This window comes from Burkholderia sp. WSM2230, from assembly GCF_000472445.1.
In the GTDB taxonomy this organism is placed as follows: domain Bacteria; phylum Pseudomonadota; class Gammaproteobacteria; order Burkholderiales; family Burkholderiaceae; genus Paraburkholderia.
The window spans coordinates 21,101-34,573 of record NZ_AXAJ01000007.1 but is presented as its reverse complement, the minus strand read 5'-3'; the positions used below and the strand labels follow the sequence as shown (position 1 = coordinate 34,573).

Here is a 13,473-nt window from a genome sequence, read left to right as displayed (position 1 = left end):
CTCCCCGTTACTTTGCCGCCGGCACATCGATGCCGGGGAAAATCTTGATGACCGCGGAATCGTCCTCGCCGCCGTGACCGGCCGTGGACGCCATCATGAACATCTGGTGCGCCGCCGCCGAGAGCGGCAACGGAAACTTCGAGCGGCGCGCGGTATCCAGCACGAGGCCCAGGTCCTTGACGAAAATATCCACGGCCGACAGCGGCGTGTAATCGCCATTGAGTATGTGCGGCACGCGGTTTTCGAACATCCACGAATTACCCGCGCTGTGCGTGATCACCTCGTAGAGCGCACCGGGATCGACGCCTTCGCGCAAGCCGAGCGCCATAGCCTCGGCCGCCACCGCGATATGCACGCCCGCGAGCAACTGGTTGATGATCTTCACCTTCGATCCCGCGCCGTGCGCCGAGCCAAGGCGATAGACCTTGCCGGCCATCGCCGCCAGCACGTCCTCGCACGCCGCGTAGGCCGCTGCGGGGCCGGACGTCATCATCGTCATTTCGCCGGACGCTGCGCGCGCCGCGCCGCCGGAGACCGGCGCGTCGAGCATCTGCAAACCGGCCGCCTCAATGCGCTTGCCGAGTTCAATAGCGAAGTCGGGCGCGACCGTCGCGCTTGCGATCACGACACCGCCCGGCTTCATCGCCGCAACCGCGCCCTGTGCGCCGAACAGCACCGCCTCGGTTTGCGCGGCATTCACGACGAGCGTGACGATCACCTCGCATTGCGCGCCAAGTTCGGCTGGCGATGCACAAGCCACGCCGCCGTCCTTCACGAACGCCTGCAACACTTCACTGCGCAGATCGCAGGCGTGAACGCGAAAGCCCGCGCGCAGCAACGAGCGCGCGACGCCCAAACCCATTGCGCCAAGACCGATGACACCGACATTTCTGGACATGCTTGAACCTCTCTGGAATCTGTTGCGCGCTCAGGCGGACTGGCGCGGAGTGCCCGGCATGCGCGGGAAGTGCGGTATGCGCAGCCTGTGCGGGACGCGGCGAACCATCAGCAAATGCCCGCTTCCGCGAGCCGCCGGGCCGCGTTGTACATGTGGGTTCGCGCCGCATTGCGCGCGGCCATGGGGTCGCCAGCACGGATCGCGGCGGCGATAGCCGCATGCTCTTCGCGCACCTGGCGCGAAAAGTCCTCGCGCAATGCTTCGTTACGACGGGTAACGACCGTGCCGGCCTCGAGATACTGGTTCAGGAACGTCAGCGTCTTGAGGAAGTACGGATTGCCCGTAGCCGCCGCAATCGCACGGTGGAACGCGACGTCTTCGGTCACGCCGTCCTCGCCCTCGGCGACGGCCTGGTCGATCTTGGCGAGCGCGGCGTCGATGGCGACCATGTCCGCGTCGGTGCGGCGCATGGCGGCCTCAGACGCGACCTCGGCCTCGATAGCCCGCCGCAGCGCGAGAATCTGCACGACCGAGCCTGGCTCGACCGCTTCCGCGTAGTCGATGCGCAGCGGCCGCACCGTCCCATGCGCCGCGACGAAAACGCCGCTGCCCTGACGCGGCTCGACCACGCCCTCGTTCTTCAGCCGCGAGATCGCCTCGCGAATCACCGTACGGCTCACGCCGAACTGCTGCGCGAGCACCGCTTCGGTCGGCAGCTTGCCGCCGCGCTCGAAGGTGCCCTTGTCGATCTGCTTGAGAAGCTGCTGCGCGACGGTGTCGCTCAAGGCGCGCGCTGGAATCCTGTCGAACATCCCATGCCCCATTGTCATGTCATCGGGTCATCATACAAATTTTGAATGTGAGCTGCATCCGCGCAAACCCTGGGTTTTGGCGGGTTCGTCATCCACACGGCGGCGAAGTTGGCGAAACTGAGGGCTTAAGCTATCGTCACGGCTTTGTGTGCACCACTACGTCGATTGAGTCGGCGCGAGCGGTGTCCGAGCCTTCCGAACGCATTCTTCCAGGTCCATGAGCAAAGCCTTGCCGCCGTCTTCCGACGTTCCCGTCAGCGCCGAACCGGCCCCGGACAAACCGGGCGACTCCTACGTGCAGTCGTTCGCGCGCGGCCTCGCGGTGATCCGCGCGTTCGACGCGAAGCGCCCCGAACAGACGCTGACCGACGTGGCCGCCGCCACCGGCCTCACGCGCGCAGGCGCGCGCCGCATTCTGTTGACCTTGCAGACGCTCGGCTATGTGGAAGCCGAAGGGCGCCTCTTTCGCCTCACGCCGAAAATTCTCGACCTCGGCTTCGCGTATCTGACGTCGATGCCTTTCTGGAATCTCGCCGAACCGGTGATGGAGGAATTGTCCGCACAGGTGCACGAAAGCTGCTCAGCGGCAGTGCTCGACCGCACCGAGATCGTGTATGTGCTGCGCGTGCCGACGCACAAGATAATGACGATCAATCTGTCGATCGGCAGCCGCTTGCCCGCGTATTGCACGTCGATGGGCCGCGTGCTGCTCTCCGCACTCGACGACGAAACGCTCGACGCCACGCTGAATTCTTCACCGCTGTACGCGCACACGCCGCGCACGGTGACCGACAAGGAAGAGCTGAAGAAACTGATCGCGCAGGTGCGCCGCCAGGGCTGGGCCATCGTCGATCAGGAGCTGGAAGGCGGTCTGATTTCGCTGTCGGCGCCGATCCGCAATCGTCAGGGCCGCGTGATCGCGGCGATGAACATCAGCGGCAACGCGCAACGCAACTCCGCGAAGCAGATGGTCAAAGCGTTTCTCGAACCGCTGCAGCAGGCGGCGCAAACCGTGTCCGAGATGGTGGCGCGGCGCGGTTGATGTCGCCGGTGCTTGCGCACGACACGAAGAACCTTGAAGCGCGCGCGGCCGGCGCCCGCCGCGCGCGCCGCTGGCTTTAGCGGCTGAGATACCGTTCGACGAGCCGCGTCCAGAACGCGGCGCCCACCGGCAGATTGCGGTCATTGAAGTCGTAATGCGGGTTGTGCACCATGCAGCCGTCTTCGCCCACTCCGTTGCCGATACGCAAGAACGTGCCCGGCCGCTTTTGCAGCATGAATGCAAAGTCTTCGCTGCCCATCAGAATGTCCGTCTGCGCGACGACCTTATCGTGGCCCACGAGTTCACGCGCAACTCCGATTGCGAAATCTGTTTCGTCATCCGAATTAATGACGACCGGATAGCCTTCGATATATTCGACGACGGCCTTGCCGCCATAACTCGCGGCCTGTGTCCCGGCCAGTTCCGTAATGCGCTTTTTCAGCAACGCGCGCACTTCCGCGCTGAACGACCGCACGCTCAGTTCGAGCTTCGCCGTACTGGCAATCACGTTATTCGCCGTGCCGGCATGCATCGAGCCGACCGTCACGACGGCCGGCTGCGACGGATCGACGTTGCGCGCGACAATCGTCTGCAACGCCATCACGATGCTCGCGGCCACCACGACCGGATCGACCGTGAGATGCGGGCGCGCCGCATGACCGCCCACGCCTTCGATCGTGATGATCGCCTTGTCGCCCGCCGACATGAACGGCCCCTTGCGAAACAGCAGCACGCCAGGCTCCGCGCCCGGATGATTGTGCAGACCGAATACGGCGTCGCACGGGAAGCGCTCGAACAAGCCGTCTTCGATCATTTTCTTCGCGCCGCTGTCTATGCCGCTTTCCTCGGCCGGCTGAAAGTACAGATGCACCGTGCCCGAAAAATTGCGCGTTTGCGCAAGGCGCTGTGCCGCACCGAGCAGCATCGTGGTGTGGCCGTCGTGACCGCACGCGTGCATCTTGCCGTGCGTGCCGCTTGCATAAGGCAAGCCGGTCTGCTCGACGATCGGCAACGCGTCCATGTCCGCGCGAATGCCGATGCTGCGCTTGCCGTCGCCGGCCTTCAGCGTGCCCACCACACCGGTTTGACCGACGCCGCGCGTCACCTGCCAGCCCCATTGCTCCAGCTTGCCGGCGACGAGCGCAGCGGTTTCCAACTCTTCGTAAGCGAGTTCCGGATGGCGATGAATGTGATGGCGAATGTCGCGCAGGCTTTCGGCGGCGGGGATCAGATCGGCTACTTCGGTGAAACGCGCGGTTTCGCTCATTTTGCAAAAGGCTCCGTAATGGGAAGCTGAAGGCGGATACGAGGGCAGGAGTAGCGCCTCGCTGCGGCCTCGGGGAAAGCGATCAACGCATGACCCGCGTCTTCAAGTTCGCCGGAATTGTCGATTGATTCGCAGCGCACGCCGTCGGGCAACGAAAAGGCGCGTGGCGCGCGAAACGGAGCAACGCGTCTTTGCCCGCGCCGGACGGCCCCATCACACAGACCAGGCGACCTGTCATTGGCCGCTCACCTCGTGGCTTCGAAACGGCACACTTTGCCACAAGACGGCGGGTTTCGGGGTCTCTTCATCACGCGCTGCATTTGTTGCAAAAGCATGGCGCGCGGGGAGCGATGGCGGCGTTGCAGCAACGCGCGAGACGAGGCGCTTATCAGGCCGTGGGCTCTGCCTCGTGTCCTTCGGTTGCGCTCTCGCCAGCCTGCGCGTGGACGGTTTCGGCATGCTCCGCCTGCTGGCGCCGGCGCGCTTCGAGAACGTCGTGATAACGCAGATACGCGCAGCGTCCCCCCGATTTCGCCGCGTACATCGCGGCGTCCGCATTGAGCAGCAGTTCTTCCGCCGTACCGCTGTCGTCGGGAAACTGGCTGATGCCGATGCTCGCGCCCACCGTCATGCCCTGGCCGTCCATCACGATCTCTTCGTTCAGCGTCGTCATGATGCGCGATGCGACGCCCGGCGCCGCTTCCGCCGAACGCGGCCCTTCTATCAGCACGATGAATTCGTCGCCGCCGAGTCGCGCGACGACATCCGCGGAATGCAGCACCTGTTTGAGCCGCCGCGCCACTGCGACGAGCACCTTGTCGCCGACGGAATGCCCGAACTGATCGTTGATCTGCTTGAAGCGGTCGAGGTCCACGAACAGCACAGCGAGGCCTTCACGGCGGCGCGTCGCGTCCTGAATCGCGCGCTCCAGTTTGTCCATGAACAGCGTGCGGTTCGGCAGTCCGGTCAGCACGTCGTGCGTGGCGAGATGCACGAGCTCGCGCTGCTTGACGTGCAGCGCGTCCATTTGCGACCTGATTTCGCGGCGCAGGCGATCGAAGCAGCGCGCGAGTATGCCGATCTCGTCGGTGCGCTTGAGCGGCAGCGTTTCCATCGCATGTTCGGCGAACAGGTGCGTCGCCGCGTATGCAAGCATATGCAGCGGCTTGGTGAGCGCGCGTGCGAAGAGAATCGCGAGCAGCACCGCAAGCCCGCTAAAGATCAACACCATGTGGATGATGCTGTCGCCCAGCAGATGCGCGCCGGACAGCACGTCTTCGAGCGGCTTGCCGAGTCCCAGCACGATAAAGCGGTTGCCCTCGGATGCGCCGAACGGTCTGCGAACGAAGGCGAGCACCTGCCCATCCGCCTGCCGGGGACGAGCCAGATCGTTCACAAGTACTTCGCTCTCCTTCTGATCGAAAAGCGGCTTGGTGACAGTGAAGCTGTCCTGCATCAGCACGCGGCGGCCGACGTCGAAGCCGAACGTTTTAGCCGGATCGGGATGAACGAGGAAGTCGCCCCATTCGTTCGCGAGATAGACCTGATAATCGCTTGGCAGATCGCTTTGCAGGTGCTTTAACAGATCCGCCAGATCGACGTCGATCACCACCACGCCGACCGGCACGCCCTGCGCATTGGCCACAGGCGTGCCAATCCTCAGCGTCGGCTTGCCTTGCGCCGCGTGCGCACCATATTCGTGATTGACCAGAATAGGCGACGTGTAAATGCGCCCCGGCGAAAATGCCAGCGGCTCGAACACGTACGGAAACTGGCCTTTTTCCTGCAGATCGACGCCTTCCACACGGATCAGTCCGTCGGCGTCGCGGTCGAACCGAATGATCTCGAGCCCATGATGCGCGCGGCTGATCAGGCGGACCTGCAGATATTGGGCGTGATGGATCATGAAGCTCGAATAGACCTGCGCGAGCCGTTCGCGCGGCAGGCTCGCGCCGAAACCGTCATCGGTGGCCGCGACTTGTGCCGAGGAGGGCAGGCTCGCGAGCACGAGAGCGTCCGCGCCGACGTCGTCGATTGATGCGGAAAAGCGCTCGCCGAGCAGTTCCGTGGAGGTCAGCAAGCTGCGCCCAGCCTCCTTCACAAGCATCGTCCGGTTCGAGTGGTACGCGTAATAGCCGGTCGCGCCCGATGCCAGCACGCCGATGCACGCGAGCAGAACGGACAGCTTGAAAGTGAGGCCCGGGCGGATCATCAGAAGCGCTCCGAGCGGTCACCGGACGCGATTCTGGCCCACAGGTCCTCGCGCCGCTGAATGTTCTCGACCGGGCCGATCCACACGATGCGTGCGTTGTCGTTATTCGCGGCGGACGCAGTCAATGTGTTGGCGAGCCCCTGCCGCCGCGTCAGCAACCGGCTTACGTCCGGTTCCAGCATGTAATTGATCCATGCGAGAGCGAGCCCAGGATCGGCGGCCGCACGCGTCATCGACCAGCAATCGAGCCACGCGAGCACGCCTTCGTCGGGAATCACGTAGCCGACGTCGGCGCCCGCGCGGCGCAGCAATTCCACTTGCTGTGTGCCGTAGTTGCCGAACATCAACGCGACGTTATGCTGGATGAAAAACGCAGTGGCCTCTTCGGGCAACGTGTAATAGGTCAACAGATTGCGGCGCAGTTCGACGAGCTTGTGAGCGATCGCGCGCATCTGCTCGTCGTTCAGATGGAATGGATCGCGATAACCCAACGCCAACGCCGTGAATGAAAAGTTGTGCTGCGCGCTGTTGAAGTCGAGCACCTTGCCGCGGTAGCGCGGGTTCCACAGTTCGCGCATCGAGCGCGGCGCAACCGGAACCTGCTTGCGGTCGTAAATGAGGCCCATCGACGAATAGGTAAACGGAATTGCGTAGACCTTGCCGTCCGTCACAATGCCTTCAATCGACGCGCGCGCCTGAAAACGCGGCAATTGTCGTGCCGTGTTCGGCAGGCTTTGCAGGTCGAGCGGCGCAAGCAGATTCGCGCGCGTATAGCGCTGAATTTCGGCGGTGTTGGCAGCGAGCACGTCGAAAGGCGGCGCGTTTTTCGCATGTAGCTGCGCCCACAGTGCTTCGTCCGAATCGACGAGCGTGACTTCCACCTTTACGTCGTAGCGCGATTCGAAAGTTCTCACCACATCCGCGTCGGCGTAGCCAGGCCATGCAAGCACATGCAGGACTTTTTTCGCAGCCTCGGCAGAGGCTCCCGAAAGCATCCCAACGCACAGAAACACGCTCAGCATGAGCTGCAGCATGACGCCGCCAGCGCGCGGCGCGGCTAACCGTGTGCGCCGCACAGCCGCTGTCATTCGCCGCTGGCCACGCCGCGCGTTGCAGCGCTTTTCATCTGCCGTCGAAATCTTGTGCATACGACACCGTTAAAGCAGAAGGCAGTTCCGGCGAGCCTATGCCCGCATGATGAATCGCGAATGAATACGGAGAACGTTTCCTCAGACAGGACTGCTGTTTTTTGCGCTGTATGGCGAGCGAGAGGAGCAACGATGATAGCGCCAAGCAATATGTTTTTGGTTTCCTTACTGCCTCAATGTCATAAATAACTCACACTAGGCGGGACACGACGGGCAATCATCACGTCATAACGGCACGCACGTAATTTTCTTTAATCTTGCGACGAAATAAATGGACGCGGCTATTGCAAATACGATTTAACGATTCGCATTCACCGCCACAGGAAGGCATAACGGCAGTGGCATCACGCGTTTGATCGCCGTCAACATGTAGATGCGGCGCGCATCGTCTCCGGATACACTCGGGCAGGAGCGCCTTTATTTTAGAGGCGTCCGTCCTGCGCCATCCGGTGTTTCACTAACTACCCAATATTTTTGAACTGATAAGCTTGGCGCGCGCTGCTGGCCGCCCCGGCCGGCGGCTTCAACCCAGGCCCGGTCGTGAGTCGCGCCGGGTTTCCCGCCAGCGGCACGACCGCATGCGGGAGTACTTGAACTACACCGAGGAGTTAAACAGTGAAAAAACTGCTAGCGGCTTTGACGGTTGCTCTGCTTGCCACCGTCTCGATTGGCGCACACGCTAAAGATTGGTCCACCATCCGTTTCGGCGTCGATGCCAGCTATCCCCCGTTCGAGTCCAAAGGCTCCGACGGCAAGCTCGTTGGCTTCGATATCGACCTCGGCAACGAAATCTGCGCGCGCCTTAAAGCCAAGTGCGTGTGGGTCGAAAACGACTTCGACGGCATGATCCCGGCCCTGAAAGCCAAGAAGTTCGACGGCGTGCTCTCGTCGATGTCGATGACGCCGCAACGCGCCGAACAGATCGCCTTCTCGTCGAAGCTGTTCAACACGCCGACGCGCCTCGTCGCGAAGAAGGGCTCGGGCATCCTGCCGACGGCTGAATCGCTGAAGGGCAAGACGGTCGGCGTCGAACAGGGCACGATCCAGGAAACCTACGCAAAGACGTACTGGGAACCGAAGGGCACGAAGGTCGTGCCGTATCAGAACCAGGACCAAGTGTATGCGGACTTGCTTTCGGGCCGTCTCGATGCAGCGCTGCAAGATGCCGTGCAAGCTGAAATCGGCTTCCTGAAGACGCCGCGCGGCGCGGGCTTCGACTTCGTCGGCAAAAATCTGGACGATCCGAAGATTCTCGGCAACGGCGCGGGCATCGGCATGCGCAAGGAAGACACGGACCTGAAGGCGAAGGTCGACAAGGCCATAGCCGACATCATCAAGGACGGTACGTATAAGAAGCTCGAGAAGAAGTACTTCGACTTCGACGTGTACGGCAGCTAATACGCCGGCCTACGTGTCCACGCGGCCCGCCACGCGTCTAGCGGCGCGCTGAACGGCCCCCCGGAGCGGGCTCCGCCACACGCGGAGCCCGTTTCGTTTCACGCCCCCAAACACGCGTTTCGCCGTATCGGCTAAGATCGTGCGATCGAGGTGCCGCCAGGTTGCCGCAAGTTTTGCTGCCGGCGACTGGCGCCATGCAAGCTTCCCCCTGTAATCAACGACATAGCGGCGCGCCGCCTTTCCCCGCGAAATCGACAACCATGCAAACCCAATCCCATCCGCTGATTGCCCCGACGCTCGGCACTGCCCGCAGCCTGACCAGTTTTCATTACGGTCCGGCTGGCGGACAGAAGATCTATATCCAGTCGTCCCTGCATGCCGACGAACTGCCGGGCATGCTCGTTTCGTGGGCACTGCGCCGCAAGCTTGCCTCGCTCGAGACGGCCGGCAAGCTGCGCGGCGAAGTCGTGATCGTGCCGGTGGCCAATCCGATCGGTCTGAACCAGCACTTCCTCGGCCATCTGACGGGACGCTTTGAAACCAATACCGCGCAGAACTTCAACCGCAATTTCCACGATCTGTCCGCGCTGGTGTTGCCGGTTATCGAAGAGCGCCTCACCGATAACATCGACGCAAATCGTAAGGCGATCCGCACTGCGATGCGCGAGGCTCTCGACGCACAACAGCCCGCCACCGAGCTCGAATCACAACGTCTCGCGCTGCAAAAACTCTCCTACGACGCGGACGTGGTGCTCGATCTGCATTGCGACTGGGAAGCCGCCATGCACCTGTACACGAATCCGGACCTGTGGCCTGAAGTCGAGCCGCTTGCGTGTTACCTCGAAGCAAAGGCGTCGCTGCTCGCGCTGAACTCGGTCGGCAATCCGTTCGACGAAATTCACAGCTTCTGCTGGTCCGATTTGCGCGGCCGTTTCGGCGAGCGTTTCCCGATTCCGAACGGCTCCATTTCAGTCACTATCGAATTGCGCGGCCAGCGCGAGGTGTCTTACGAGTACGCCGAGCGCGACGCTCAGGCGATCATCGAATATCTGACCTCGCGCGGCGTGATCGAGGGCACCGCGGCACCGTTGCCGCCGCTCGAATTCGCGGCCACGCCGCTTGCCGGCGCCGAGCCGATCGTGGCGCCCATCAGCGGTGTGCTGGTGTATCGCTGCGAAGTGGGAACATGGGTCGACGCAGGCCATGAAATCGCCGACATCGTCGATCCGCTGACCGACCGCGTCGTCACGTTGAAGAGCGGCGTCGCCGGCGTGCTGTATGCGCGGCACCTCACGCGCTTTGCCACCGCGGGAATCGAGTTCGCACGCATTGCCGGCGCGACCGCCTTTAGAAGCGGCTCGCTGTTGAGCAATTGATTAGCCGATTGCAAATAAAGAAGGCGCCGTAAAGGCGCCTTCCGCATTTGCTTTGCGCTAGCGCGAAGCATCGAAACCAGGCGTCAAAACCTGGCGTCAGAAGCAGGCGTCAGAACGCAGGAATGATTGCGCCTTTGAATTGCGTGTCGATGTACTTGCGCACTTCATCGGACTCATATGCCGCGACCAGTTTTTTCACCCATGGCTGGTTGCGGTCCTGGTCGCGCACGGCGATCAGATTGGCGTAAGGCCCTTTCAGGTCTTCGATTGCAATTGCGTCTTTGGTCGGTTGCAAGCCGGCCTTCACGGCATAGTCGGTATTGATCGACGCGGCATCGAGATCGCCCAGCGCGCGCGGCAGTTGCGCGGCGTCCAGTTCCACCAGTTTGATCTTCTTCGGATTCACGGCGACGTCGAGCGGCGTCGCATTGACGCCATTCGTGCCGACGCCCGGCTTCAGCTTGATCACGCCGTACTTCTGCAACAGCAGCAACGCGCGGTTGCCGTTGGACAGATCGTTCTGTATGCCGACCTTCGCGCCCTCCGGCAGATCCTTCAGCGATTTGAGCTTCTTCGAATAGAAGCCCATGGGCGACACATACGTCAGCCCCACATTGACGATCTTGTAGCCGCGCTGCTTGATCTGGCTATCGAGAAACGGCTGATGCTGAAAGCCGTTGGCGTCGAGATCGCCGGCGTCCAATGCGGCGTTCGGCTGCACATAGTCGTTGAACTCGATCACTTTGAGGTTTAGCCCTTCGCGCGCGGCCACCTTTGTCACGACCGACCAGATTTGCGCATCCGGGCCGCTCATCGTGCCGACCTTGAGTTCTTTGCCGTCCGCATGCGCAAACGTTGTCGTCAAGGAAAGAGCGGCGGCGCTCGCCAAGGTAAGCAGACTTCTGATAATGATCCGGCGTTGCATGCGTTTCCCCATAAACGGTTGTATTGATAGGCGCGCATCGTCGCACGCGGCGGCGGAGGTCTGAACCAATCGTTTTTCACACGCATATATGGACGAACCCGAAAAAGCTTATGCACGCGATCCAGCCCGGAATGCCGCGCAATACTTCGTCCGAAATCACTCACTGTGGCGTATGCGCGACACATTTCAAAATGAATGCACGTGTCACATACCTTACTCAGCGTTCCCTTAAATTTCGGGCCATCGCGCGACCTTACCAAAGAGCACGGCGCCGCGATCGCCCAATTTTTAATCGGAGAATGTTTTGAACAAGAAACTACTGACCGCCGCTACCCTCGCAGTCTTCGCAAGCGCAGCACACGCACAAAGCAGCGTCTCGCTGTATGGCGTGATCGATGCCGGTATCAGCTACGTAAACAACTCGAAGACCACCACCGGTCACGACAACCTCTTCAAGTACGACGATGGCGTCGCTCAAGGCAGCCGTTGGGGCCTGCGCGGCACGGAAGATCTGGGTGGCGGCCTGAAGGCGCTGTTCGTGTTGGAAAACGGCTTTAACAGCGGTAACGGCACGCTCGGCCAGGGTGGCGCGATGTTCGGCCGCCAGGCGTATGTGGGTCTGTCGCAGAACAATGTCGGCTCGCTGACGTTCGGCCGCCAGTACTCGTTCTCGACCGATTACCTCGGCGGAAGCTACTCGACCGGCGGTCAGACGGTTGCAGGCAACTACGCGTATCACATCAACGACATCGACCAGTTGACGTCGAGCCGTATCAACAATGCGGTCAAGTTCAGCAGCGCGAATTTCGCGGGCCTGACCTTCGGCGCAATGTATGGCTTCTCGAACCAGGCCGGCGCATTTGCTGGCGCGCCGGCAACGGGCACGACCGCCGCGCCGGTCGCGGGTTCGTCGCGTGCTTACAGCTTTGGTTTGAACTACGCGAACGGTCCGTTCGGCGTGGGCGCGGCATACACCGACATCCGCTATCCGAGCCAGGCCACTCCCGCATTCTCGACGACCATCGCGAATGTGACGACGGGCAATATCCGCGATCTGCGCACGTTCGGCGTGGGCGGCCGTTACACGATCGCCGCTGCGACGCTGTGGGCGTTGTACACGAACACGCGCCTTGCACCGATCACGGGCGGCGCGACCACGTTCGCCGCGTATGAAGCGGGCGCTAAGTACGCGTTCACGCCGGCACTCACGGCTGGTGCGGGCTACACGTACATGCACTTGAGCAACGCGAACCGCGGCCACTGGAACCAGGTCGACCTGAGCGTCGACTATGCGCTGAGCAAGCGTACCGACGTGTACGCGCTCGGCATCTATCAGATCGCGGCGGGCCGCAACGGCACGCAGGACCTGCAGGCGCAGATCGGTTCGAGCACGAGCTACTTCAACACTTCGGGCACGGGCGCGGACAATCAGTTGGCATTCCGCGTCGGCATTCGCCACAAGTTCTAAACGCGGATCCAGAACCCGCGAGGGTTTTGTCGTAGACGGTCTGAAATGTGAAAATGCCCCTGTTTTTCAGGGGCATTTTTTTGTTTGCGTCGCGTCGGGCGCATCGTCACAGGGCCGGCTCGCGTTTTGCTGAGCGCTGCGGCAGCAACGTGATACACGCGACGATAAATACAAGCAGGATGCCCGAAGCGTATAGGCGGCTCATGTGCAGTCCTCCCTCGGTAACCGGCTTGTCGAGCAGATCGCCGAGCGTCGCACCAAGCGGACGCGTCAGGATGAACGCGGCCCAGAAGAGCGCCGTGTGCGACACGCGCGACCAGAAATACAGAATCGCCACGACGAGCAAGCCCCCGCCGAAGATCATCGCGCCATATTCGTAGCCGACGCCGAGCCCGCCGCGATCTTGGCCCGCGACCCAATCGCCGAGCGCCGTGCCGAGCGTTTGCGAGAACAGGATCGTGATCCAGTAAAACCATTCCGCTTTTGCGGTGACGACGCTTTGCACGGAGACCGTGCCTTCCGAGCGATACCAGACCGCAAGACTCGCCGCGAGCAATGCAACGACTACAGCGACGCCGCCTGGATAGCCGATGCCGAGCGACCTATCCGCGAAGTCGGCCATGGTGGTGCCAAGCGTCGTCGTTGCGATGATGGTTGCCCAATAGAGAAACGGAAGAAAATCGCGCGCCTTGATCTGCGCGGAAACAAGCGCGATGAAGAACACGAGAAAGATGGCGGAACCGATCAGGTATCCGAGATTCAGCGACATGGATACCCAGTCCCCACCGGTTTCTCCCAGCGTGGTCGCCGCGACCTTGATGATCCAGAAACCCAACGTCACTTGCGGCACTTTGCTGACAGCGTCTTCAGTGAAGTTCTTCAGGCTGTCGTCCATCACTTTGCTCCTTCGTCGTCATTTCATTGGCA

At 61.8% G+C, this 13,473-nt stretch carries 11 protein-coding genes; 4 read left to right on the top strand and 7 right to left on the bottom strand.

What is annotated here, in order from left to right:
- Positions 1-7: 7 nt before the first annotated feature.
- Both ltnD and A3AC_RS0115300 read right to left on the bottom strand, forming a co-directional pair.
- Positions 8-898, bottom strand: coding sequence for an L-threonate dehydrogenase (gene ltnD, locus A3AC_RS0115305; protein ID WP_025599863.1), 891 nt, complete (start codon positions 896-898; stop codon positions 8-10).
- A 107-nt stretch (positions 899-1,005) separates the two neighbouring features.
- On the bottom strand, positions 1,006-1,710 hold the full coding sequence (locus A3AC_RS0115300; RefSeq protein WP_025599862.1) for a FadR/GntR family transcriptional regulator: 705 nt from the start codon (positions 1,708-1,710) through the stop codon (positions 1,006-1,008).
- 217 nt (positions 1,711-1,927) lie between these two features.
- Between A3AC_RS0115300 and A3AC_RS0115295 the strand changes: the two genes are divergently transcribed.
- Positions 1,928-2,752 (top strand): IclR family transcriptional regulator, encoded by an 825-nt coding sequence (locus A3AC_RS0115295; RefSeq protein WP_025599860.1) that lies wholly within the window; start codon positions 1,928-1,930, stop codon positions 2,750-2,752.
- A 76-nt stretch (positions 2,753-2,828) separates the two neighbouring features.
- On the opposite strand, the gene A3AC_RS0115285 is transcribed toward A3AC_RS0115295, so the two are convergent.
- From A3AC_RS0115285 to A3AC_RS0115270, 3 genes are all read right to left on the bottom strand, one after another.
- Entirely contained in the window at positions 2,829-4,019 is a 1,191-nt protein-coding gene (locus A3AC_RS0115285; RefSeq protein WP_025599859.1) for a M20 aminoacylase family protein, read from the bottom strand.
- 388 nt (positions 4,020-4,407) lie between these two features.
- Positions 4,408-6,231 carry a diguanylate cyclase domain-containing protein gene (locus tag A3AC_RS0115275; RefSeq protein WP_025599858.1) on the bottom strand — a complete coding sequence of 608 codons (1,824 nt, stop codon included), beginning with the start codon at positions 6,229-6,231 and terminating at the stop codon, positions 4,408-4,410.
- A complete protein-coding gene (locus A3AC_RS0115270; RefSeq protein ID WP_025599856.1) occupies positions 6,231-7,379 on the bottom strand; it encodes an extracellular solute-binding protein in 1,149 nt (382 codons plus the stop codon). The genes A3AC_RS0115275 and A3AC_RS0115270 overlap by 1 nt, the downstream gene beginning before the upstream one ends.
- A 615-nt stretch (positions 7,380-7,994) precedes the next feature.
- On the opposite strand from A3AC_RS0115270, the gene A3AC_RS0115265 reads away from it, so the two are divergent.
- Together A3AC_RS0115265 and A3AC_RS0115260 are read left to right on the top strand one after the other, a co-directional pair.
- Positions 7,995-8,777, top strand: coding sequence for an ABC transporter substrate-binding protein (locus tag A3AC_RS0115265; protein ID WP_013341628.1), 783 nt, complete (start codon positions 7,995-7,997; stop codon positions 8,775-8,777).
- A 260-nt stretch (positions 8,778-9,037) separates the two neighbouring features.
- Entirely contained in the window at positions 9,038-10,153 is a 1,116-nt protein-coding gene (locus A3AC_RS0115260; protein WP_025599854.1) for a succinylglutamate desuccinylase/aspartoacylase family protein, read from the top strand.
- Between the two features lie 109 nt (positions 10,154-10,262).
- On the opposite strand, the gene A3AC_RS0115255 is transcribed toward A3AC_RS0115260, so the two are convergent.
- Positions 10,263-11,063 carry a MetQ/NlpA family ABC transporter substrate-binding protein gene (locus tag A3AC_RS0115255; RefSeq protein WP_232231950.1) on the bottom strand — a complete coding sequence of 267 codons (801 nt, stop codon included), beginning with the start codon at positions 11,061-11,063 and terminating at the stop codon, positions 10,263-10,265.
- A gap of 319 nt (positions 11,064-11,382) precedes the next feature.
- On the opposite strand from A3AC_RS0115255, the gene A3AC_RS0115250 reads away from it, so the two are divergent.
- Complete coding sequence (locus tag A3AC_RS0115250; protein WP_025599852.1) at positions 11,383-12,546, top strand: porin; 1,164 nt, start codon at positions 11,383-11,385, stop codon at positions 12,544-12,546.
- Positions 12,547-12,652: 106 nt separating this feature from the next.
- Here the strand turns inward: A3AC_RS0115250 and A3AC_RS0115245 are convergent, their stop codons facing one another.
- Positions 12,653-13,441 carry a COG4705 family protein gene (locus A3AC_RS0115245; RefSeq protein WP_025599851.1) on the bottom strand — a complete coding sequence of 263 codons (789 nt, stop codon included), beginning with the start codon at positions 13,439-13,441 and terminating at the stop codon, positions 12,653-12,655.
- Positions 13,442-13,473 lie beyond the last annotated feature (32 nt).

Excerpts from the sequence above, each read along its gene's own strand:
- ltnD (WP_025599863.1), bottom strand. The coding sequence starts at position 898 with ATGTCCAGAAATGTCGGTGTCATCGGTCTTGGCGCAATGGGTTTGGGC.
- A3AC_RS0115300 (WP_025599862.1), bottom strand. The coding sequence starts at position 1,710 with ATGTTCGACAGGATTCCAGCGCGCGCCTTGAGCGACACCGTCGCGCAG.
- A3AC_RS0115295 (WP_025599860.1), top strand. The coding sequence starts at position 1,928 with ATGAGCAAAGCCTTGCCGCCGTCTTCCGACGTTCCCGTCAGCGCCGAA.
- A3AC_RS0115285 (WP_025599859.1), bottom strand. The coding sequence starts at position 4,019 with ATGAGCGAAACCGCGCGTTTCACCGAAGTAGCCGATCTGATCCCCGCC.
- A3AC_RS0115275 (WP_025599858.1), bottom strand. The coding sequence starts at position 6,231 with ATGATCCGCCCGGGCCTCACTTTCAAGCTGTCCGTTCTGCTCGCGTGC.
- A3AC_RS0115270 (WP_025599856.1), bottom strand. The coding sequence starts at position 7,379 with ATGCACAAGATTTCGACGGCAGATGAAAAGCGCTGCAACGCGCGGCGT.
- A3AC_RS0115260 (WP_025599854.1), top strand. The coding sequence starts at position 9,038 with ATGCAAACCCAATCCCATCCGCTGATTGCCCCGACGCTCGGCACTGCC.
- A3AC_RS0115245 (WP_025599851.1), bottom strand. The coding sequence starts at position 13,441 with ATGGACGACAGCCTGAAGAACTTCACTGAAGACGCTGTCAGCAAAGTG.